This is a genomic window from Streptomyces sp. NPDC054956 (assembly GCF_053609185.1).
Genome location: NZ_JBSGXB010000126.1, coordinates 1 through 20,365 on the forward strand (window position 1 = coordinate 1; position 20,365 = coordinate 20,365).

At 69.7% G+C, this 20,365-nt stretch carries 21 protein-coding genes, 1 tRNA gene and 1 pseudogene; 20 read left to right on the top strand and 3 right to left on the bottom strand.

The features are described from left to right. Nucleotides 1-458 precede the first annotated feature (458 nt). Complete coding sequence (locus ACWGDE_RS20470; RefSeq protein WP_453390415.1) at nt 459-1,352, top strand: nuclease-related domain-containing protein; 894 nt, start codon at nt 459-461, stop codon at nt 1,350-1,352. A 22-nt stretch (nt 1,353-1,374) separates the two neighbouring features. Here the strand turns inward: ACWGDE_RS20470 and ACWGDE_RS20475 are convergent, their stop codons facing one another. Together ACWGDE_RS20475 and ACWGDE_RS20480 are read right to left on the bottom strand one after the other, a co-directional pair. Continuing rightward, nucleotides 1,375-2,616: a helix-turn-helix domain-containing protein gene (locus ACWGDE_RS20475; protein ID WP_453390416.1), complete on the bottom strand. Its 1,242-nt coding sequence runs from the start codon at nt 2,614-2,616 to the stop codon at nt 1,375-1,377. Beyond that, nucleotides 2,613-2,933 (bottom strand): putative quinol monooxygenase, encoded by a 321-nt coding sequence (locus ACWGDE_RS20480; RefSeq protein WP_453390417.1) that lies wholly within the window; start codon nt 2,931-2,933, stop codon nt 2,613-2,615. The genes ACWGDE_RS20475 and ACWGDE_RS20480 overlap by 4 nt, the downstream gene beginning before the upstream one ends. Before the next feature lie 159 nt (nt 2,934-3,092). On the opposite strand from ACWGDE_RS20480, the gene ACWGDE_RS20485 reads away from it, so the two are divergent. The 12 genes and pseudogenes from ACWGDE_RS20485 (at nt 3,093) to ACWGDE_RS20540 (ending at nt 10,568) form a co-directional block, all read left to right on the top strand. Continuing rightward, a complete protein-coding gene (locus ACWGDE_RS20485; protein ID WP_453390418.1) occupies nt 3,093-3,449 on the top strand; it encodes an SCO3933 family regulatory protein in 357 nt (118 codons plus the stop codon). Between the two features lie 44 nt (nt 3,450-3,493). Next, nucleotides 3,494-4,807, top strand: coding sequence for an FtsK/SpoIIIE domain-containing protein (locus tag ACWGDE_RS20490; protein ID WP_453390431.1), 1,314 nt, complete (start codon nt 3,494-3,496; stop codon nt 4,805-4,807). A gap of 79 nt (nt 4,808-4,886) precedes the next feature. Further along, nucleotides 4,887-5,174 carry a hypothetical protein gene (locus ACWGDE_RS20495; protein ID WP_453390419.1) on the top strand — a complete coding sequence of 96 codons (288 nt, stop codon included), beginning with the start codon at nt 4,887-4,889 and terminating at the stop codon, nt 5,172-5,174. 73 nt (nt 5,175-5,247) lie between these two features. Further along, complete coding sequence (locus tag ACWGDE_RS20500) at nt 5,248-5,898, top strand: DUF2637 domain-containing protein (RefSeq protein WP_453390420.1); 651 nt, start codon at nt 5,248-5,250, stop codon at nt 5,896-5,898. A 13-nt stretch (nt 5,899-5,911) separates the two neighbouring features. After that, nucleotides 5,912-6,106 carry a mobile element transfer protein gene (locus tag ACWGDE_RS20505; protein WP_453390421.1) on the top strand — a complete coding sequence of 65 codons (195 nt, stop codon included), beginning with the start codon at nt 5,912-5,914 and terminating at the stop codon, nt 6,104-6,106. Nucleotides 6,107-6,124: 18 nt separating this feature from the next. Beyond that, a complete protein-coding gene (locus ACWGDE_RS20510; RefSeq protein ID WP_328298446.1) occupies nt 6,125-6,283 on the top strand; it encodes a hypothetical protein in 159 nt (52 codons plus the stop codon). Nucleotides 6,284-6,307: 24 nt separating this feature from the next. Continuing rightward, nucleotides 6,308-6,643 carry a SpdD-like protein gene (locus ACWGDE_RS20515; protein WP_453390422.1) on the top strand — a complete coding sequence of 112 codons (336 nt, stop codon included), beginning with the start codon at nt 6,308-6,310 and terminating at the stop codon, nt 6,641-6,643. Between the two features lie 90 nt (nt 6,644-6,733). Next, the gene (locus ACWGDE_RS20520; RefSeq protein ID WP_453390423.1) at nt 6,734-6,919 is read left to right on the top strand and encodes a hypothetical protein; all 186 of its coding nucleotides are present in this window, start codon (nt 6,734-6,736) and stop codon (nt 6,917-6,919) included. Nucleotides 6,920-6,924: 5 nt separating this feature from the next. Then, nucleotides 6,925-7,590 carry a DNA cytosine methyltransferase gene (locus ACWGDE_RS20525; protein ID WP_453390424.1) on the top strand — a complete coding sequence of 222 codons (666 nt, stop codon included), beginning with the start codon at nt 6,925-6,927 and terminating at the stop codon, nt 7,588-7,590. Nucleotides 7,591-7,625: 35 nt separating this feature from the next. Next, a pseudogene (locus ACWGDE_RS20530) lies at nt 7,626-9,013 on the top strand (replication initiator). A gap of 11 nt (nt 9,014-9,024) precedes the next feature. Beyond that, the gene (locus ACWGDE_RS20535; RefSeq protein WP_401273669.1) at nt 9,025-9,198 is read left to right on the top strand and encodes a helix-turn-helix transcriptional regulator; all 174 of its coding nucleotides are present in this window, start codon (nt 9,025-9,027) and stop codon (nt 9,196-9,198) included. Next, nucleotides 9,195-10,568 carry a tyrosine-type recombinase/integrase gene (locus ACWGDE_RS20540; RefSeq protein WP_453390425.1) on the top strand — a complete coding sequence of 458 codons (1,374 nt, stop codon included), beginning with the start codon at nt 9,195-9,197 and terminating at the stop codon, nt 10,566-10,568. The genes ACWGDE_RS20535 and ACWGDE_RS20540 overlap by 4 nt, the downstream gene beginning before the upstream one ends. A gap of 217 nt (nt 10,569-10,785) precedes the next feature. Here the strand turns inward: ACWGDE_RS20540 and ACWGDE_RS20545 are convergent. Beyond that, nucleotides 10,786-10,857 (bottom strand) — tRNA-Arg (locus tag ACWGDE_RS20545). A 100-nt stretch (nt 10,858-10,957) separates the two neighbouring features. On the opposite strand from ACWGDE_RS20545, the gene ACWGDE_RS20550 reads away from it, so the two are divergent. From ACWGDE_RS20550 to rho, 7 genes are all read left to right on the top strand, one after another. Next, nucleotides 10,958-11,434, top strand: a complete 477-nt coding sequence (locus ACWGDE_RS20550) for a response regulator (RefSeq protein WP_453390432.1) — start codon at nt 10,958-10,960, stop codon at nt 11,432-11,434. Nucleotides 11,435-11,544: 110 nt separating this feature from the next. Beyond that, entirely contained in the window at nt 11,545-12,540 is a 996-nt protein-coding gene (nrtL, locus tag ACWGDE_RS20555; protein WP_453390426.1) for an ArgS-related anticodon-binding protein NrtL, read from the top strand. A gap of 45 nt (nt 12,541-12,585) precedes the next feature. Continuing rightward, a complete protein-coding gene (gene lysA / locus ACWGDE_RS20560; protein ID WP_453390427.1) occupies nt 12,586-13,977 on the top strand; it encodes a diaminopimelate decarboxylase in 1,392 nt (463 codons plus the stop codon). A gap of 161 nt (nt 13,978-14,138) precedes the next feature. Beyond that, on the top strand, nt 14,139-15,428 hold the full coding sequence (locus ACWGDE_RS20565; RefSeq protein WP_453390433.1) for a homoserine dehydrogenase: 1,290 nt from the start codon (nt 14,139-14,141) through the stop codon (nt 15,426-15,428). Between the two features lie 6 nt (nt 15,429-15,434). Continuing rightward, nucleotides 15,435-16,505, top strand: a complete 1,071-nt coding sequence (gene thrC / locus ACWGDE_RS20570) for a threonine synthase (RefSeq protein ID WP_453390428.1) — start codon at nt 15,435-15,437, stop codon at nt 16,503-16,505. 358 nt (nt 16,506-16,863) lie between these two features. Continuing rightward, the gene (gene thrB / locus ACWGDE_RS20575) at nt 16,864-17,790 is read left to right on the top strand and encodes a homoserine kinase (protein ID WP_453390429.1); all 927 of its coding nucleotides are present in this window, start codon (nt 16,864-16,866) and stop codon (nt 17,788-17,790) included. A 445-nt stretch (nt 17,791-18,235) separates the two neighbouring features. After that, nucleotides 18,236-20,344, top strand: a complete 2,109-nt coding sequence (gene rho, locus ACWGDE_RS20580) for a transcription termination factor Rho (protein WP_453390430.1) — start codon at nt 18,236-18,238, stop codon at nt 20,342-20,344. Nucleotides 20,345-20,365 lie beyond the last annotated feature (21 nt).

A 20,365-nucleotide genomic window follows, 5' to 3' on the forward strand; every position in this document is an offset into this window, starting at 1 on the left:
TGGTGCCCCGCCCGGCGGCCCGCCCCCCGGGCCCCCCGGGCGACTGGTCTGCTACGGCTTGCCCTGGGACGACGGCAGACGGGATGACAGCCCCCACCCCGAACCACATCGCACCTGCAGCCGCACGACTGGCCCCCGCATCCCAGAGTCAGAGCGCCCCCGCCGGAGGCAATAGTCCTGACGTACGGCTTGCCAATCAGGCCAGCCCGTCTCCATCTAGCCCTTAGCCATTGGCGCGCGGCCGGCGTCCCGGGCTGGAGCGGGGCGCAGACAGGAGCGCAGGCCCGGGGCGACGGGCGCGCGACGCCGCCTTGGCGGCGGAAGCGCCCTTGATGAAGTAGGGAAACTCTCACCGCACTTGCTGGTTGGGCAGTTCGTCGGGGCGAGTGGCAGGTCATCTTGTCGTGTCGCCGTTCGGCTGGTCCCATGGGATTCGGGGCGCGAGGTCAGGGGGCGGCATGGGCGAGCTGAGGGTTACCCGGTGGCGGAAGCCTGGTCATGACCGGTGGTACGTGAATCTTGCGGATGGGACTGCCGTCGCGTGGACGGATGTCCGCACCGGCAAGGTGACGATCCTGGTAGAGGAGTACCGAGGTCCGGCGGTGGCCGCACTTCGGCGCCACTTCGCTGAGCAGACTGCGGAACCCAAACCTCCTGTGAAGCCACCGGCGAAGCAATCGCCGCCACGGAACGTGGGGGCTCGGCCGCGTGTTGTGGCAGAACTGCCTGCGTTGACCACGGAAAACGATCTCGCGCGAACTCGGCCTGGGGCGGAGGTGCGGGAGCTGTTGGCCGCACAGGGGCCGACACCCGTACAGCGAGTGGTCAATCGCTTGCTCCGAAGGAAGACCCAGTGGGACTCGTGGTCCAGGGGGCTGGCCGGCGAGCGGAAGGCCGGCGCCGAGCTCGGGCGTCTTACCCGGCACGGATGGAAGGTGCTGCACTCGATCCGGCTGTCCCGCGGCGGGGACATAGACCACCTACTCATCGGCCCGGGTGGGGTGTTCACGGTCAATACCAAGAATCTGCGGGGGAAGTCCGTATGGATCGGTGACGACGTGGTCAAGGTGGACCACGGTCCCGCCCGCCCGTACCCGGCCAAGAGTCGTGCCGAAGCCAAGTACGTCCGCGGGGTGCTGGAGCGCTACTGCGCCTTCCCCGTTCCGGTCGAGCCCGTGCTCGTCTTCGTTGGCGCGCAGGACTTACCTCGGGTCCCGACTCAGCTTGGCGTTCGGATCTACCGTGAGCGGGAGGTCGCTGTCCTGGGTCCGCTCACTGGCAAGCTCACGCCAGAGCAGGTCGAGGCTGTGTATGCCGTCGCCCGGCATCGCGGAGCCTGGCTAGGTTCGTAAGACCAGGAGGCTCCGCGATGGGTCATCCGAGGGCGTCGGTCCGCTCGGCAAGGCCACGCAGTTCGTCGGTTGCGGCGCGGCCGGCTACGAGGATGAGGTCGCGGACGACGCCCTTGGCGGCCACGTGGGTGTGGATCATCTCGGGGGCCAGTTCCTCGGCGCGGAGAAGGCTGTCGAGTGCGTCGCCGAAGTGGCGTCGTTGGGCGTGGGCTCGGCCTAGGTCCATGAGGAGGCGGGCCTGGCGCTCGGGAGAGAGGCCGGTCGTGTCGAGGCCTGCTGCGATGTCCAGGGCTTCGCCGGCGTCGCCAAGGTCGACTGCGGTGGAGACAGCCTGGATTTCGACGTTGGTGGGACCGAATTCGAGGTTGAAGTCGTTCCGGTCCTCGCCGAGTTGCCGGGCTACGCCTCGCGCCGCGTCAATCTGGCGCCGGGCGGCTGCTCTCTCACCTGAGCGCGCGTGGACCAGCGCTAGCATGAGGTGCAGGGAACCGAGCACCGAGAGGTGCTGTGCGGTCGGCTCGTTCACTTCCAGGTACTGCTGGAGGGCGCTGACTGCCGATGCCGCGGCGTGCTCGGCCTGGTCCAGGTGCTTCAGGCGTACAAACGCGTGGCACAGTCGGTAGATGCCAGCGAAGGCTCCGAGCGGGTCTCCGGAGAGTTCGGCCTCGCGGATCGAGCGGTCGGCCGCGACCCATGCGGCGTCGGCCTCGTTCTGCCGTACGAAGGCTGCTGCCAGTGCCTGGTACGTGCAGGCCAGCAGGCCGTGCAGCTCCGATCCGTACTCTGCCGGCGCCGTTCTGCATGCCCGCTCAAGCCTCGGAACGAGCGGTCCGATTGCGGCGCTGAGTTCGGCGAACTGGTCGGCGTGGGTCAGCTCCCAGATTCGGGCGACCGAGGACCGTAGTTCGTCCAGGGTGCTGGGGCGGAAGTCCTCGCGCGGGCTGAGTAGGACTCCGAGCGCGGGGTGTCCGGAGAGCACCAGCCGGGCCTGGTCGAGGTCGTTCGTCTCGTGTTCCTGGGGCGTCGGCTCGGACTCCGCCGGCGGTGGGGCGTCGGGCTGGAGAACCTGGAGCGGCACGCCGAGTCCGTCAGCGAGCAGGCGCAGTACGTCCAGGCGGTTCACGGGCTGGATCCCCCGCTCGACCTGCGACAGCCAACTGGCGGTGCGCCCGATGGCTGCGGCGAGTTCGCCCTGCGTCATGCCGCGCTGCTTGCGCAGATCGGCCACTCGCGCGCCGAAGACGCGCCGCTCTTCGGAACTCACTGGTGTGCTGCCACCTTCCCGTTGATCGCGTCGAGGAACGTCACCTCGACAGCGGCAAGGTACTGCTCGCGCTCGTTGAGGAAGTGCTTGGTGTGCGGCTGAGCCTCGTGGGCTGCGAAGGCTGCCCGATCGGCGTACAGCTCGTAGAACACGCGGACCAACGGCTCGTCCACCGGTACGTGGACGACGTAGGTGATTGTCCCCGGCTCGTCGCGCTTGATGCCGTCCAGGGTGGTTGCGGACAGCTGGTCGAATGCCGCCGCGGCTTCCTCATCGCGCAGCGTGAAGCGTACGACCAGGCCATATCCGTCGGTCATGTGTGCTCCTCTCGGGTCGCAGCCAGTCTGGCAGCTTCACAGCATCTCTGCGACTAGCAGATTCTCTTGACTCGCAGAAACTCTGTGAGTACCTTCGTAGTCAAGCTGCTACTCGGAGCGATCCGGGTGGCGTCCTGCCTATGCGAAGGAGACGCACTCATGCGTCAGATTCCTGTCGACACGTCGGCCGCGATGGTGATGGTGGCCCAGCCCCCGGCCCCGAAGGTCAAGGACCGTCGGACCGGTGAGATCGCCACCGACCCGGAGACCGGGGCCCAGATGATGAGCGTGGACGTGCTGTTCGCGGCGTACGGCGAGGCCGAGGTCTTGTCCGTGGTCGTGCCGGCGCCCGGTATCTCGGGCGAGCTGGTCATGGGGACCCCGGTGGCGCTGACCGGTCTGGTGGCCCGGCCGTGGGAGAACGAGTTCAACGGCCAGAAGCGCCACGGCATCAGCTTCCGCGCCGTCGCGGTGACCTCGCTGGCCGCGGGGGTCTCGCAGCCGAAGGCGGCCTGATCGTGGACGCCTTATGGGTCGCGCTGCTGCTGGTCGCCGCTGCCATGCTCATTCTGCGGTGGAAGCGTCCGGCCTGGTACTGGATGACCTTCGGGGTCGCCTTGGCCGCCGCGCGGGTCTTGGTTCGCTACCGGTCGGTGATGGAGGCCTGCGGGCTCACCGTCCCGCCCTCGCGGTGGCGCCTTGCCTTGGCCCGCTGGTCCGACCGCCCGGTACCGGAGTCCCGGGCACCCCGGATCCTGAGGCTTCGACCGACCCGTACGGGACTGGTGCTGAGGCTGAAGCTCCGGCCGGGTCAGGACGCGTACGACGTCGCCGCCGCGACCGATCGTCTCCGTCACTCCTTCGCCCTGCACAACGTCACGGCCAGAGAGCTCAAGTCCGGGGTAATCGAGCTCCGGATGACCGGCTACGACGTCCTTCGGCGGGTGCAGATGCCCGTCCGTCGGGGTGGCGAGCCCATGGTCGTACCGGTGGCGATGCGGGAGGACGGTGAAGTCTTCCGGCGTGACTACCTGCAGGTGCCACACGCCCTGAACGTGGGCGCCACGCAATCCGGCAAGTCCGTCTACCTCCGCAACCTGGTGGCCGGCCTCGCCCCTCAGGACGTAGCCCTCGTGGGGATCGACTGCAAGAACGGCGTCGAACTTGCCCCCATGGCCCGCCGGTTCACCGCCATGGCCGACGACGTAGATACCGCCGCCGCACTGCTCGCCGCCCTCGTCGTCTACATGGGCGAGGTGTACGAGCTGCTGCGGCGCGAACAGCGCATCAGCTCAGACCTTCCGGATGCGGAGATCACCGCAGACATCTGGGACTTGCCCCGGCACCTGCGCCCCGTCCCCGTCGTGGTCCTGGTCGATGAAGTCGCTGAACTCGCCCTGTGGGTCACCAAGGAGGAGGAGAAGCGCCGGGATCAGATCATCACCGATCTGGTACGTCTGGCTCAGCTCGGCCGGGCTGCCGGGATCTACCTTGAGATCTGCGGCCAGCGCTTCGGCTCCGAACTCGGCAAGGGCATCACGATGCTCCGCGCCCAACTGACCGGCCGCACCTGCCACCGAGTGAACGACGAGACCTCGGCCAGCATGGCCTTCGGCGACATCTCCCCGGACGCCGTTCTCGCCGCCGTCCAGATCAGGACCGAACGCCCCGGTACCGCCGTGGTCGGTGACTCCTCCGGCGGGTGGGTCCGTATCCGTACCCCGCACACCACGCTCCGCCAGGCCGTGAACGTCTGCAACGCAGCGGCTCATCTCACCCCGGCCATCGCCGCGCTGGCGCCCTTCAGGCCGGTTCTGCCCGCCCGCGTGCTCACCGGCAAGGTCCTGCCGAAGCCCGCCCCGGCCACCGCCTGATCCTCCCTGCTCCATCGGCCGGCGTGACCGCATCACGCCAGGTCCCTACCCCTCCCATGCCCGAAACCGGAGGAGCCCGATGCTCTGCACGCTCTGCGGCGACAACAACGGAAAGAAGACCGACTCCGACCACGAGATCGACAACTGCCCCTGGCGGGGGATCTCCGACCAGCAGATCGCTCAGATGCTCAACCTGAGCCCCACGGACCGCCTGACCAGCACCCTTCGCTGTGAGACCTGCGTGGGAAAGGGCGAGACCGCCGAGACCGTCCGCGTCGGATCCCGCCGCGCCGCTCACGAGACCGCCGACCGTCAGACCGCTCTCTGTCTGACCTGCTTCGGCACCGGACAGGCCCCGACCACCTGAGCCGCCGGGACCGGGCGGCCGGCCCCCTGAGCCCTGTTTGCTCCCGGCTCCAACCCTGGAAGGAGGAACCCTGATGCTCCCCAAGTCCCGCCCGGACGCCGTACTCGTACAAGCCGTGATCGCTGGGGCCCTGTCCTTCGCCCACCTCCATGACCTGGCCGAAGCAGCCGGACAGTCCGGCTGGAAAGCCTGGGCCTACCCGGTCAGCGTGGACCTGCTCCTCGTCGCCGCCTGGCGCCGACTCAGGCTCCTGCGGGACGCCGGAGAACCGGTCCGCTCGGCCTGGACCTGGTTCACCGTCGCTCTTGCCGCGTCCCTGGGGGCGAACGTTGCCACCGCCGGACTCCTCGACCTCGGCGCGGTGCCTGGCTGGCTTCGGATCCTGGTCGCAGGATGGCCCGCCCTCGCCTTCCTCGGCGGAACCCTCCTTGTCCACCATGCACCCGCCCCGGCCCCCGATCCCGGCCCGGCGCCGGAGAACGAGCCCACGGTCATCGAGCGCGAGACAGCCCCCGCGCCTGTCACCGAGCCGGAGCCCGTTCCGGCCCTACCCGCGCCTTTGGCTGAGCCGGTGCCCGTTCCGGCCCCGCTGGTCGAGCACGCCCGGAAGCTCGCCGCCGATCACCTGGCCCGTACTGGTGCTCCGCTCGACACCGACACCCTTCGCGCCCGCCTCGGCGTACCGGCCGCCATGGCTGACGCGATCGCCACGCAACTCGCCTGACAGGAGACCGCAGATGCCCGCGCTCGATCGCTTCCACTCGCTCAAGCAGATCGGCCTCGTCCAGATCGGCACCTACCGCGACCGCTACGGCCGCACCAAGCACGCCGCCGTCTGCACCACCGACGACTGCGGCTGGTCCGTCACCAACTACACGACCAGCACCGCCGCACAGCTCGCCGCCCGCTCCCACCGCTGCCGCGTCAGCTGACCTGGAAGGCCACCCGTCATGGACGTCCCGCTCTGGCTCGCACTGATCGTCGTCGGCGCCCTCGGAATCAAGCTGATCCGCCCGCCCTGGTGGCTCGTCGCCGTGATCCTCCTCGGCGGCTACCTCCTCGCGGACAGCCTCCTCGCCCCGGTCATCGACACCGCCATCACCAAGTAGCAAGCCCTCGAAGGGAGTACCGCCATGATCCGCCCGAAGATCCCGGTCAACCCGCTCCCGACCGGCCGCATCATCCCCCTCGTCCAGCCGACCGCCGACGCCACGGTCGAACCGCACCAGGGCACGGTCCAGGCTTGCGGCTGCGAGCACACCCCGACCGCGACTCAGCCGCGCGTCCAGATGCCCACCGTCCGCCTCACCCCGGCCGGCCTGGTCACCGTCGTCGCCGGTGGCGCCGGACTCGTCATGGTCGTCGGCGCGGTCCTGGTCTCCATGCTCCTGGCCGTCGCCATCACGGGCGTCTCGGTCGCGGCCTGCGCGGTCGTCCTGCGTTCACTGCTCAACCAAAACCACCGCTGACCGGCCCCGGGACGGCCTCAACCGCCAAGTTTCCGCCGTCCCGGAGCCGTACTCCCACCCGAACCAACCGATCCGGAAGGAACCACCATCATGGCCCAGCACACCCACACCCCCGGGCAGGTCTGCACGAACTGCGACGGCCACGCCTCCGTCGCCATCACCCTCGGCGGCCGCGACCGCACCGGCCACCGTCGCACGATCACCGCCTACTGCCCGGCCTGCCACGGCACCGGAACCACCCTGCGCCGCACCGTGCCCGCCTCGGCTGGGCGGTGAACTGGATGCGCACACCCCGGGTCCTCGACCTTTGCTGCGGCGCTGGTGGGGCCGCCATGGGCTACCACCTGGCCGGCTTCAACGTCGTCGGAGTAGACATCGCCCCGCAGCCGCACTACCCCTTCCAGTTCCACCAGGGCGACGCGATCGAGTTCGCCGCCGCCCACGGATCCGACTTCGACCTGATCCACGCCTCCTGGCCCTGCCAGTCCCACTCCACCCTGACGAAGGGCACCAACCAGGGGCGCTCTTACCCGGACCTGATCCCCGCCGGCCGCGCCGCAATGCTGGCCACCGGCCGCCCGTACGTCATCGAGAACGTCCAGAGCGCCCCCATCCGGCCCGACCTCATCCTCTGCGGCGAGATGTTCGGACTCGCGGTCATCCGCCACCGCGTCTTCGAGGTACACGGCTTCCCCACCCTGCAGACCCCTCACATCACGCACCGAGGGCGTGTGGCCGGCATGCGCCACGGCCGCTGGTACCAGGGCCCGTACTTCGCCGTCTACGGACAAGGCGGCGGCAAGGGAACAGTGGCCCAGTGGCAGAACGCCATGGGCATCGACTGGACCGACAACCGTCACGAGATCGCCGAAGCCATCCCGCCCGCCTACACCCAGCACATCGCCGAGCAGTTCCTCGACCACCACCGCGCGGCGGTGACCGCGTGACCAACCTGCTCCAGGACCCGGCCCCCCTCGGCGACATGCTGAGGGTGGCCTCGGCCCCCGACTACCAGCGCTGGGCCGAGCAGATCCGGCGCACGGGCGGCTGCTCCGACCCGATACACATCACCGGCTGGACCATCGCCAAGGACAAGACCTCCGGCGAGATCCTCCACCGCTACTCCACCGAGAACGAGCCCGGCTCCCGCCTCCGCATCGCCTGCGGCAACCGCCGCGCCTCCCGCTGCCCGGCCTGCGCCTGGACCTACGCCGGAGACACCTACCACCTCATCCGCGCCGGCCTCGCCGGAGACGACCGCCGCGACATCCCCGCCACCGTCCGCGAACACCCCCGCGTCTTCACCACCCTCACCGCCCCATCCTTCGGCCCCGTCCACAACCGGCCCTCCTCCGGTCGCTGCCGCTGCGGGACCCAGCACCACCCCGACGACCAGGCCCTCGGCACGGCGCTCGACCCGGCCACCTACGACTACGCGGCCGCCATCCTCTTCAACAACATGGCCGGCGCCCTCTGGGACCGCTTAGCCAAACGGCTTCGCCGAGAGATCGCCGCCTCTGCCGGACTCTCACAGCGCGCGCTCAAGGAAGTTGCCCGGATCTCCTACGGCAAGGTCGCCGAGTTCCAAAAGCGCGGAGCCATCCACTTCCATGCCGTGATCCGGATCGACGGACCCGACGGCCCGGACAGCCCGCCGCCCTCATGGGCCACGACCGAACTCCTCGACACCTCCATTCGCGCCGCCGTCGCCCACTCCTACACCTCGGTCAGTCTCCCGGCCGTCGCCGACCAGCCCGCCCGTACCTTCCGCTGGGGAACCCAGCTCGACGTACGCCCCATCAAGGCCTTCGGGGACGGCTCCGACATCACCGAGCAAGCGGTCGCCTCGTACGTCGCCAAGTACGCAACCAAAGCCGCCGAGAACACAGGCACCCTCGACCGCCGCATCGGCAACCGCGAGGCCCTTGTCCTCCTCGACGTCCCCGACCACACCGCCCGCCTGATCGGTGCCTGCCTCGACCTCGCCCCGCTCTACCCGGACCGCCGCCTCGCCGCCTGATCGGTGCCTGCCTCGACCTCGCCCCGCTCTACCCGGACCGCCGCCTCGCCGCCTGGTCGCACATGCTCGGCTTCCGTGGCCACTTCTCCACCAAGTCGAGGCAGTACTCCACCACCCTCGGTGCCCTCCGCCAGACCCGTGCCGACTACCGCGCCGCCCAAGAACGCGAAGCCCGCGGCCTCACCGATACCGAGCCGGACACCGTGCTCGTCCTCGCCTCCTGGCAGTACGCCGGCCACGGCCACAGCCCCGGCGAGTCCGTCCTCGCCGCCACCATCGCCCGCGATATCGAGCTCAACCGCCAGACCGCCCGCGAAGCCCTGCACGACTTGGAAGGAGCGCTGACGTGAAGGATGAATTGATGACCGTCCCGGAGATCCTTGCCGAGCTGAAGGGGATCTCCCGGCGGACCTTCTACCGGTGGCGCGAGCTTGGCCACGCGCCCGAGGCCTTCAAGCTGCCGAACGGTGAACTGCGTGTGTGGCGGAGTGACTTTCTTGCCTGGCTTCGGAGCCGGGAGGGCGCTGCCGCGTGAAATCGCTCGACGTCAAGATCTGGAGTGTCCGAAAGAGGGACACGAAGAAGCCCTCCTATGACGTGCGATGGTCTGTGGGTGGGCAGGTCTTTTCCGAGTCGTTCAGGACGAAAGGGCTCGCAGATAACTTCCGGTCCAAGCTGTTACGGGCGGCCCGTGACGGTGAGGAGTTCGATACGGAGTCGGGCCTTCCCGGTTCGATGGCCGAGCAGAAGGCGACGCTGAGCTGGTACGCCTTCGCGCTCAAGTACCTCGCCATGAAGTGGCCCCACGCGGCGCCGAACACCCGGGACGGGATCAACGAATCTTTGGCTTCGGTCACGATGGCCCTGCTGGATGACAGACCTGGCCGGCCTGCCGATGTCGAGATGCGGAAAGCTCTTCGGAACTGGGCCTTTGTGCTGCCCGGTCCGGACATCAGGGAGCTTCCCCCGGAGATCGGAAACATCCTGCACTGGGTTGCCAAGGCCTCTCGGCCCTTGTCGGATCTCACCGACCCGGCTCTTGGGCGAGCGGTGCTCGATTCGCTGAAGATCAAATTGGACGGGACTGCGGCTGCTGCCGAGACCGTACGGCGGAAGCGGCGCACCTTGGTCAATGCCCTGCACTACGCCGTGGATCTCGGGGAATTCCGTGAGAACCCGCTCTCGGCGGTTCGCTGGCAGAAGCCCAAGGTGTCAAACGAGGTCGACCCCCGTGTGGTGGCCAACCCTGAGCAAGCTCGATCGCTCCTGCATGCCGTCTCGTACGTCGGCGGGTACAGCCGGGCTCGTGGGAGGCGGCTGGTGGGGCTCTTCGCCGGGATGTACTTCGGGGGCTTCCGGCCGGCTGAGGTCGTGGGGCTGGCTGAGGCGGACCTGACCCTCCCGGGCTCCGGCTGGGGGACGGCACTCCTTCACCGGACCCGGCCGAGCGTCGGCAAGCAGTGGACCGACTCCGGCGAGAGCCATGACGACCGCGGGCTGAAGAACCGGCCCACGGAAGACGTACGACGGGTGCCGATTCCTCCGCAGCTGGTCACCATCCTGCAGGAGCACCTCGACACCTTCGGGACGGCCAAGGACGGGCGGCTCTTCTTCAGCGAGGGTGGGGGAGTGGTCTCCTCCTCGACCTACTACCGGGCGTGGCAGGAAGCCCGAGTGCTGGCGCTACCGCCGGCCGCCGCTGCTTCGCCGCTCGCCCACCGGCCCTACGACCTGCGGCACTCGGCGCTCTCCACGTGGCTCAACGCCGGAGTCGACCCCACTGAGGTTGCCGAGCGGGCGGGCAACAGTGTGGAGGTGCTGCTCAGTCGGTACGCGAAGTGCCTCGACGGTCGGCAGGAGGTGGCCAACCGGAGGATCGAGGATCTGCTCAGCGAGTACGAGTGATCGCGAGTGACTGGCGATATGCTGCGAGGCCCCTGGACCTGTCCGGGGGCCTTTCGGGTTTCTGCTGCTGACCTGGGGCGATGGACCAAGATCCTGTCCACGAATAGTCCACAGGGTCTGACATACGGGTGCGCACGGCCGCAGTTGGCTGCGCATACGCGAAGACCCCGTCTCAGCGAACTCGCTGATGGCGGGGTCTTGGGCACTTCCTGCGAAGTGCCCCCGGCAGGATTCGAACCTGCGCACACGGCTCCGGAGGCCGTTGCTCTATCCCCTGAGCTACGGGGGCGCGTCGTTCGCGTTGCGGCGACGGGTTGAACACTACCAGCTTCCGGGTGGTGATCAGGAACTCGTTTGCGGGGGAGGGGGGAGTGGGTCGCTCGGAGGGGGTGGAAGTGGCAAAAACCCGGACGCGGGGGCCGGGGCCGACCTACTCTCGAGTTGTGTCGGGCGCCTCGGGCCGGGTGCTTGTTGTCGATGACAACAAGGTCATCCGGCAGCTGATCAAGGTCAATCTCGAGCTGGAGGGCTTCGAGGTCGTGACCGCGAACGATGGTGCCGAGTGTCTGGATGTCGTGCACCACGTGATGCCCGATGTGATCACCCTTGATGTGGTCATGCCCCGGCTGGACGGGTTCGGCGCTGCCGCGCAGTTGCGGGCCGATCCACGGACCCGGCACCTGCCCGTTGCGATCGTGAGTGCCTGTACGCAGCACGAGGTCGAGGTCGGGATCGCCGCCGGGGTGGACGCCTTCCTCGCCAAGCCCTTCGAGCCCGCCGAGCTGGTGCGGGTCGTGCGCCGGCTCATCGAGCGGCGGGACCGGAGGGAGCGGAAGGGTGCTCCCGCCGGCAGAGGCCGAGGCTGAGTCCCCTTCTGAGGCTGAGTCCCCTTCTTTAGGGAGGGTGAGGGTGAGGCCGCTGTTCACATGGCGAAACCGTTCGCGTGACCAGGGGGCTTCTCGCCTAGGCTGGGCACGTGACCCCCGCTGACCTCTCCCGTGTCGTCGTGCGCGCCGTGCGCTGCGCCGTCGAGGACGGGGAGCTGCCCGCCTCGGTGGTCGTGCCCGAGCGGGTCGTCGTCGAGCGGACCAGGCCCGGGGGAGTGGGGGACTACGCCTCTCCCGTCGCGTTCGGGGTGGCGAAGGGAGCCGGAGTCGCGCCCCGGGTGGTGGCCGAGGTGCTGGCCCCCCGGCTGGCGGACGTGTCCGGGGTCGACCGTGTCGAGGTGACCGGCGCCGGGTTCCTCAACTTCGTACTTGTCGTCAGTTCCGTCGGTGATCTCGTACGGGGCATTCGTGCGGACGGGGAGCGGTACGGGGTCCACGCCCCCCGTGCTTCCGGCGTCGATGACGTCCCCGCCGCCCCCGCCCGGCGGGAGGATGTCGTCAGGCTTGCTGCTCTGCGGATCGGGCTCGGTCAGGGCCGTCGGGCGGACGGACACGACCTCCCCGTCGCCCCCGTCGCCAAGCGCGACGGGGACGTCGTCGCCGCCTACGGGGCCGACGCCGCCGTCTGGGCGATGGTCGCCGTACCCGCCCACGAGACGCCCGTGTTTTCTCCGGCGCTGCTCGTGCAGGACGAGTCCAGCGAGTTCTTCCGGGTGCGGTACGCCCTCGACCGGGTTCGGGCGCTCACCCGCAACGCCCAGCAGCTCGGGTTCACTGCCGACCCCGGCGACCCCGGCGACCCCGGCGACGTCCCCGCCGCCCCGCTGCTCGCCGCGCTCGCCGACCACCCCCTCGTGCTCGAGGCCGCAGCGCACCACCGTGCGCCCGAGCGGCTCGCCCGGCAGCTCGTCGTGCTGGCCGATGCCCTGCTCGACTTCCAGTACCTCGTCCTGCCCAAGGGGGACGAGAAACCCTCGGCCGCCCATCGCGCCCGGCTGGCCCTTGCCGAAGCCGCCGGGACGGTGCTGGCCGGCGGCCTGGCCCTGCTCGGTATTCATGCGATTCATGCGCCCGACCACCCGTGACGCAGATGCGCCTGCGATCCGGATGATTTGCGAAGAGAGAGTTCGATGAGCCGTTCCGCACACCCCGCCGGGCCCCGCCATGCCGATGTCCTGCCCGAGGGCCACTACTCCCCGCCCGCCGACGACCTCAACGCGCTCGACGAGAAGGTCTGGGCACGGACGGTGAGCCGCAACGCGGACGGTGTCGTGACCGTGGGCGGGATCGAAGTCACCCGGCTCGCCGAGGAGTTCGGGACGCCCGCCTACTTCCTCGACGAGGAGGACTTCCGGGCCCGCTGCCGCGCCTGGGCGCACGCCTTCGGGCCCGACGCCGACGTGTTCTACGCCGGCAAGGCCTTCCTCTCCAAGGCCGTCGTGAAGTGGCTCAAGGAAGAGGGGCTCAACCTCGACGTCTGCTCCGGCGGGGAGCTCGCCACCGCGCTCGCGGCCGGGATGCCCGCGGGGCAGATCGCCTTCCACGGCAACAACAAGTCCACCGCCGAGATCACCCGCGCCGTCGAGGCCGGTGTCGGGCGGATCGTGCTCGACTCCTTCCAGGAGATCGCCCGCGTCGCGCACATCGCCCGCGAGCACGGCGTACGCCAGCCCGTGCAGATCCGCGTGACGGTCGGCGTGGAGGCCCACACCCACGAGTTCATCGCGACCGCGCACGAGGACCAGAAGTTCGGGATCGCCGTCGCCGACGGCAGCGCCGCCGAGGCCGTACGGCGCGCGCTCGGGCACGACAGCCTGGAGCTGCTCGGCGTCCACTCCCACATCGGCTCGCAGATCTTCGACATGGCCGGCTTCGAGGTCTCTGCGAAGAGGGTCGTGCAGCTGCTGGCCGCCGTACGCGACGAGCACGGGGTCGAGCTGCCCGAGATCGACCTCGGCGGCGGGCTCGGCATCGCCTACACCTCCGGCGACGACCCCCGCGAGCCGCACGAGATCGCCAAGGCCCTGCACGAGATCGTCGCCCGCGAGTGCGAGGCGTCCGGCCTGCGCGCCCCGCGGATCTCCGTCGAGCCCGGACGGGCCATCGTCGGGCCGACCGCCTTCACGCTGTACGAGGTCGGGACGATCAAGCCGCTGGAGGGACTGCGCACGTACGTATCCGTCGACGGCGGCATGTCCGACAACATCCGCACCGCGCTCTACGACGCCGAGTACGCGGTCACCCTCGTCTCGCGCACCTCCGAGGCCGAACCCATGCTGGTTCGTGTCGTGGGCAAGCACTGCGAGAGCGGTGACATCGTGGTGAAGGACGCCTTCCTGCCGGCGGACCTCGCCCCCGGTGACCTCCTCGCGGTCCCGGCCACCGGCGCGTACTGCCGCTCGATGGCCAGCAACTACAACCACGCACTGCGCCCGCCCGTCGTCGCCGTGCGCGACGGACAGGCACGTGTCATCGTCCGGCGTGAGACGGAGGAAGATCTCCTGCGCCTCGACCTCGGATAATTCGCATTCTTCTGGGGGAGGCCCCCCAGACCCTCAAATAGGTGTCTCACTCAATGGACCGAGGGTGGAAACTGTTGTCCATTGAGTGAGACTGGTTCACGCCTGGGATGCAAACCGCTCACCAGGTACTGATGTGAAGATCGAAAGGCGTAGGTCGAATGATGCGTACGCGTCCGCTGAAGGTGGCGCTGCTGGGCTGTGGAGTGGTCGGCTCAGAGGTGGCGCGCATCATGACGACGCACGCCGACGATCTGACAGCCAGGATCGGCGCGCCCGTCGAGCTCGCCGGCGTGGCCGTGCGCCGCCCCTCCAAGGTCCGTGAGGGCATCGACCCGGCCCTGGTCACCACCGATGCGACGGCGCTGCTCAAACGCGGCGACATCGACATCGCCATCGAGGTCATCGGCGGCATCGAGCCGGCCCGCACCCTGATCACCACCGCCTTCGAGCACGGCATCTCCGTCGTCTCGGCGAACAAGGCGCTGCTCGCCCAGGACGGCGCCGCGCTGCACGCCGCCGCCGAGGCGGCCGGGCTGGACCTGTACTACGAGGCCGCCGTCGCCGGCGCCATCCCGCTGGTCCGCCCGATGCGCGAGTCCCTCGCGGGCGACAAGATCAACCGGGTGATGGGCATCGTCAACGGCACGACGAACTTCATCCTCGACAAGATGGACTCGACGGGCGCCGGCTACCAGGAGGCGCTCGACGAGGCCACGGCCCTCGGGTACGCCGAGGCCGACCCCACCGCCGACGTCGAGGGCTACGACGCCGCCGCCAAGGCCGCGATCCTGGCCGGCATCGCCTTCCACACCCGGGTGCGCCTCGACGACGTCTACCGCGAGGGCATGACCGAGGTCAGCGCCGCCGACTTCGCGTCCGCCAAGCGGATGGGCTGCACCATCAAGCTCCTCGCCATCCTGGAGCGCGCCGCCGACGGCGAGTCCGTCACCGCGCGCGTCCACCCGGCGATGATCCCGCTGACCCACCCGCTCGCTTCCGTCCGCGAGGCGTACAACGCCGTCTTCGTGGAGGCGGAGGCCGCCGGGCGGCTCATGTTCTACGGGCCCGGCGCGGGCGGTTCGCCGACCGCGTCGGCGGTACTCGGCGACCTGGTCGCCGTCTGCCGGAACAAGCTCGCCGAGGCAACGGGGCCGGGCGAGTCCGCGTACACCCAGCTGCCGGTCAGCCCCATGGGGGATGTCGTCACCCGCTACCACATCAGCCTCGATGTGGCGGACAAGCCGGGCGTGCTCGCCCAGGTGGCGACGTGCTTCGCGGAGCACGGTGTCTCGATCGACACCGTCCGCCAGCAGGGCAAGGACGGCGAGGCCTCCCTCGTCGTCGTCACCCACCGCGCGCCCGACGCCGCCCTCTCCGGGACCGTCGAGGCGCTGCGGAAGCTGGACACCGTCCGCGGTGTCGCCAGCATCATGCGTGTTGAAGGGGAGTAAGGACCCATGAGCAGCAATCGCACCCACCAGTGGCGCGGCATCATCGAGGAGTACCGGGACCGCCTGCCGGTGACGGACAAGACTCCGGTGGTCACGCTCCGCGAGGGCGGCACTCCCCTCGTCCCCGCGCAGGTGCTCTCCGAGCGCACAGGCTGCGAGGTGCACCTGAAGGTCGAGGGGGCCAACCCCACCGGGTCCTTCAAGGACCGCGGCATGACCATGGCGATCACCAAGGCCAAGGAGGACGGCGCCAAGGCCGTCATCTGCGCCTCGACGGGCAACACCTCGGCCTCCGCCGCCGCGTACGCGGTGCGCGCCGGGATGGTCTCCGCCGTCCTCGTGCCCCGCGGCAAGATCGCGCTCGGCAAGATGGGCCAGGCGCTCGTGCACGGCGCCAAGATCCTGCAGGTCGACGGCAACTTCGACGACTGCCTGGACCTGGCCCGCGCGCTGTCCGACAACTACCCGGTGGCGCTGGTCAATTCCGTCAATCCGGTGCGCATCGAGGGCCAGAAGACGGCCGCGTTCGAGATCGTGGACGCGCTCGGCGACGCCCCCGACATCCACGTGCTGCCCGTCGGCAACGCCGGCAACATCACCGCGTACTGGAAGGGCTTCAAGGAGTACAAGGCCGATGGCCTGGCCTCCCGTACGCCCCGCGTGTGGGGTTTCCAGGCCTCCGGTTCCGCGCCCATCGTGCGCGGGGAGATCGTCAAGGAGCCGCACACCATCGCCACCGCGATCCGCATCGGCAACCCGGCCTCGTGGGACTACGCCCTGCAGGCCCGGGACGAGTCGGGCGGCTTCATCGACGAGGTGACGGACCGCCAGATCCTGGCCGCCTACCGCCTGTTGGCGGCCCAGGAGGGTGTCTTCGTCGAGCCCGCGTCGGCCGCTTCCGTGGCCGGTCTGCTCAAGGCCGCCGAGCTCGGTCTGGTCGACCCCGGCCAGAAGATCGTGTGCACCGTCACCGGCAACGGCCTGAAGGACCCCGACTGGGCGGTCGCCGGCGCTCCGCAGCCGGTCACCATTCCGGTTGACGCCGAGGCCGCCGCGGTCCGCCTCGGTCTCGTCTGACCGGGAGCACCCGCGGTTCCCGCAGTACCCGCAGTTCCGTAGTTCCCGCGGTAACCGGGTTGCCGGATTCAGGAAGTCTTTCGAAGGCTGAGGAATCCGGCAACTCGGGCCGTACGGCACCAAAATCCCCGTAGGAACCCGGTGTCATCGACGGGAGCCCGCGACACGCATCGTGCGCCTGCTGTGCGCCCTATGTCGCGACAGAACCTTCCTTCGATACGCTGTACTTACATCCGCCGCCGCGCATATGACCGCGGTGCTGCCCACAGGGCCTTCGGGTGTCGTACGTTCTCCAGTACATTCGCAGCGAGCCAGCGAAGATCTCGTCTCGCACAGTCACAAGGAGTGTCATCGGACGATGGCCGGTCCAGCGTTCCGCGCCGCCGCCGTACGGGTGCGCGTCCCCGCCAGCAGTGCCAACCTCGGCCCGGGCTTCGACGCCTTCGGTCTGGCCCTGGGGCTCTACGACGACGTCGTCGTCCGCGTGGCCGATTCCGGCCTGAACATCGACATCGCGGGTGAAGGTGCCGACACCCTTCCGCGGGACGAGAGCCATCTCCTCGTACGTTCCATGCGCACCGCCTTCGACCTGCTGGGCGGCCAGCCGCGCGGCCTCGAGGTCGTCTGCGCCAACCGCATCCCGCACGGCCGCGGCCTCGGCTCCTCCTCCGCCGCGATCTGCGCGGGCATCGTCGCCGCCCGCGCGGTGACCATAGGCGGAGAGGCGAAGCTCGACGACGTGGCGCTGCTGGAGCTCGCCACCGAGATCGAGGGCCACCCCGACAACGTCGCCGCCTGTCTGCTCGGCGGCTTCACCCTCGCGTGGATGGACGGCGGCAGCGCCAAGGCGATCCGCATGGAGCCCGCCGATTCCATCGTTCCGGTGGTCTTCGTCCCCTCCAAGCCGGTCCTGACGGAGACCGCGCGCGGCCTGCTTCCGCGCACCGTCCCGCACGTGGACGCGGCCGTCAACGCGGGCCGCGCGGGTCTGCTCGTAGAGGCCCTGACCAGGCGTCCCGAGTTCCTGCTGCCGGCCACCGAGGACCGTCTCCACCAGGAGTACCGGTCCCCGGCGATGCCCGAGAGCGTGGCGCTCGTGGCCCGGCTCCGGGCGGACGGCATTCCGGCTGTGATCTCCGGCGCGGGACCCACGGTCCTGGCGCTGGTCGACAACGGCGCGGCCGACAAGGTCGCGCGGCTCGCGGGCGAGGGGTGGGCGGCCAACCGGCTCGCACTCGACGCCGCGGGCGCGAGCGTACTTCCGCTGGGTACTCAGGGCGGCTGAAGAGTGCTGTAGGAAAAGCCGGCCAGGGCGGGCGGCCAGGGCAGGCCGCCCGCACGGAAGGGCTCGATCGCCGGTGATTGAGAGGGGGAATGTCTGTTGGATCCGGTAGTGTTAATCTCAAGTGCGCATCCGAAGCCGCCATGGCTTGGTGCTCAGTGTCCCTATCAGGGACCACCTTTCTTCCGGGAGCCTCCCCGACTGCTTTGACCACGGCCAGCAGTTTCGAGCAACGCTCCGGAATCGGCGTGACATTCCCACGCTCGCAGCTCGGGGGCTTCTCGCCGGAACCACCCACGTACATGCACGTTTCTCTCCGCCGTATCTCTATCGGCGGACCACCGCCCCGGCTGCAGTTCCTGCCTCACCAGGTCATGGACTGCCGTCGGACAGCACAACCGGTCGCCGAGCCAGACAGGCCGACGTCCGCTCCAGGGAAGGACCCTTCGTGAGCGACACCACCGATCTGATGGGCGCTGCCGACACCAATGTCGACACCAGTGCCCCCGCCGCGACCAAGCGTCGCCGCTCCGGCACCGGCCTTGACGGCATGGTTCTGGCCGAGCTGCAGCAGGTCGCGTCGGGCCTCGGCATCAGGGGCACCGCGCGGATGCGCAAGGGCCAGCTGATCGAGGTCATCAAGGAGACGCAGGCGGGCAGCAGTGCCCCCAAGGCCGCGGCCTCCGCGCCCGCCGACACGGCGGCCGAGACCAAGCCGAAGCGCCGCGTCACCAGCAAGGCCCGTACGGGCGAGGCCGCCGCCGAGGCCCCCGCCGAGAAGACCGCCACGCAGGCGCAGATCGACATCCCCGGCCAGCCGGCCAGCGAGGACGCCCCGGTCGGCGAGCGTCGCCGCCGTCGGGCCACCGCCCCGTCCGGCAGCCCCGAGGGTTCGGTCCCCGCCACCGTGCAGGTCGAGCAGAAGACCGAGGCCGCCCCGGCCGCGCAGACCGAGGCCAAGGCCGAGGCGGCCACCGCCGTCTCCGGCCAGGCGCAGGGCCAGGCCGGCCAGGCGCAGGACGGCGAAGGCCGCGGCCGGCGCGACCGTCGTGAGCGCGGCAACGACCGTGCCGAGCGGGGCGAGCGCCAGCGCGACCGCCGTGACCGCGGCGCCAAGGCCGACGACCAGGGCCAGGGCGCGCAGGGTCAGGGCCAGGCCGGCCAGGGCCAGGGCGGTCAGGGTCAGGGCGGCGGACGCCAGGACCGGACCGACCGTCAGGACCGCCAGCAGGGCGGCCGCGGCCAGGGCCAGGGTCAGCAGGGTGGTCGTCAGGACCGGGACCGTCAGGACAACGGCCCCCAGGACGACTTCGACGAGGAAGGCCGTCGCGGTCGGCGCGGCCGCTACCGTGACCGCCGTGGCCGTCGTGGCCGCGACGAGTTCGCGGGTCCGAGCGAGCCGACGGTCGCCGACGACGACGTCCTGATCCCCGTCGCGGGCATCCTCGACATCCTCGACAACTACGCGTTCATCCGGACCTCGGGCTACCTGCCCGGCCCGAACGACGTGTACGTCTCCCTCGCCCAGGTCCGCAAGGCCGGTCTGCGCAAGGGCGACCACACCACCGGTGCGGTCCGTCAGCCCAAGGACGGCGAGCGCCGCGAGAAGTTCAACGCGCTCGTGCGCCTGGACTCCGTCAACGGCATGGCGCCCGAATCCGGCCGCGGCCGCCCGGAGTTCCAGAAGCTGACCCCGCTCTACCCGCAGGACCGGCTCCGTCTGGAGACCGACCCGGGCGTGCTGACCACCCGCATCATCGACCTCGTGTCGCCGATCGGTAAGGGCCAGCGCGGTCTGATCGTGGCCCCGCCGAAGACCGGTAAGACCATGATCATGCAGGCGATCGCCAACGCGATCACGGTCAACAACCCCGAGTGCCACCTGATGGTCGTCCTGGTCGACGAGCGTCCGGAAGAGGTCACCGACATGCAGCGGTCGGTCAAGGGCGAGGTCATCTCCTCGACCTTCGACCGCCCGGCCGAGGACCACACCACCGTCGCCGAGCTGGCCATCGAGCGCGCCAAGCGTCTCGTCGAGCTCGGCCACGACGTGGTCGTCCTGCTGGACTCCATCACCCGTCTGGGACGCGCGTACAACCTCGCCGCCCCCGCCTCCGGCCGCATCCTGTCCGGTGGTGTCGACTCGACCGCGCTGTACCCGCCGAAGCGCTTCTTCGGTGCCGCGCGCAACATCGAGGACGGCGGCTCGCTGACCATCCTGGCCACCGCGCTGGTCGACACCGGCTCGCGCATGGACGAGGTGATCTTCGAGGAGTTCAAGGGCACCGGCAACATGGAGCTCAAGCTCGACCGGAAGCTCGCCGACAAGCGCATCTTCCCGGCCGTGGACGTGGACCCCTCGGGCACCCGCAAGGAGGAGATCCTCCTCAACAGCGAGGAGCTCGCCATCGTCTGGAAGCTGCGCCGGGTGCTGCACGCGCTCGACTCGCAGCAGGCCATCGAGCTGCTCCTCGACAAGATGAAGCAGACGAAGTCGAACGCCGAGTTCCTCATGCAGATCGCGAAGACGACCCCGTCGGGCAAGAACGACGACTGACGTCCGCGCGCAGTGCCCGTC

What these genes read in the sequence shown, in the direction of transcription:
- ACWGDE_RS20470 (WP_453390415.1), top strand. Translation starts at nt 459, where the DNA reads ATGGGCGAGCTGAGGGTTACCCGGTGGCGGAAGCCTGGTCATGACCGG.
- ACWGDE_RS20480 (WP_453390417.1), bottom strand. Translation starts at nt 2,933, where the DNA reads ATGACCGACGGATATGGCCTGGTCGTACGCTTCACGCTGCGCGATGAG.
- ACWGDE_RS20485 (WP_453390418.1), top strand. Translation starts at nt 3,093, where the DNA reads ATGCGTCAGATTCCTGTCGACACGTCGGCCGCGATGGTGATGGTGGCC.
- ACWGDE_RS20490 (WP_453390431.1), top strand. Translation starts at nt 3,494, where the DNA reads ATGCTCATTCTGCGGTGGAAGCGTCCGGCCTGGTACTGGATGACCTTC.
- ACWGDE_RS20495 (WP_453390419.1), top strand. Translation starts at nt 4,887, where the DNA reads ATGCTCTGCACGCTCTGCGGCGACAACAACGGAAAGAAGACCGACTCC.
- ACWGDE_RS20500 (WP_453390420.1), top strand. Translation starts at nt 5,248, where the DNA reads ATGCTCCCCAAGTCCCGCCCGGACGCCGTACTCGTACAAGCCGTGATC.
- ACWGDE_RS20505 (WP_453390421.1), top strand. Translation starts at nt 5,912, where the DNA reads ATGCCCGCGCTCGATCGCTTCCACTCGCTCAAGCAGATCGGCCTCGTC.
- ACWGDE_RS20510 (WP_328298446.1), top strand. Translation starts at nt 6,125, where the DNA reads ATGGACGTCCCGCTCTGGCTCGCACTGATCGTCGTCGGCGCCCTCGGA.
- ACWGDE_RS20515 (WP_453390422.1), top strand. Translation starts at nt 6,308, where the DNA reads ATGATCCGCCCGAAGATCCCGGTCAACCCGCTCCCGACCGGCCGCATC.
- ACWGDE_RS20520 (WP_453390423.1), top strand. Translation starts at nt 6,734, where the DNA reads ATGGCCCAGCACACCCACACCCCCGGGCAGGTCTGCACGAACTGCGAC.
- ACWGDE_RS20525 (WP_453390424.1), top strand. Translation starts at nt 6,925, where the DNA reads ATGCGCACACCCCGGGTCCTCGACCTTTGCTGCGGCGCTGGTGGGGCC.
- ACWGDE_RS20535 (WP_401273669.1), top strand. Translation starts at nt 9,025, where the DNA reads ATGACCGTCCCGGAGATCCTTGCCGAGCTGAAGGGGATCTCCCGGCGG.
- lysA (WP_453390427.1), top strand. Translation starts at nt 12,586, where the DNA reads ATGAGCCGTTCCGCACACCCCGCCGGGCCCCGCCATGCCGATGTCCTG.
- ACWGDE_RS20565 (WP_453390433.1), top strand. Translation starts at nt 14,139, where the DNA reads ATGCGTACGCGTCCGCTGAAGGTGGCGCTGCTGGGCTGTGGAGTGGTC.
- thrC (WP_453390428.1), top strand. Translation starts at nt 15,435, where the DNA reads ATGAGCAGCAATCGCACCCACCAGTGGCGCGGCATCATCGAGGAGTAC.
- thrB (WP_453390429.1), top strand. Translation starts at nt 16,864, where the DNA reads ATGGCCGGTCCAGCGTTCCGCGCCGCCGCCGTACGGGTGCGCGTCCCC.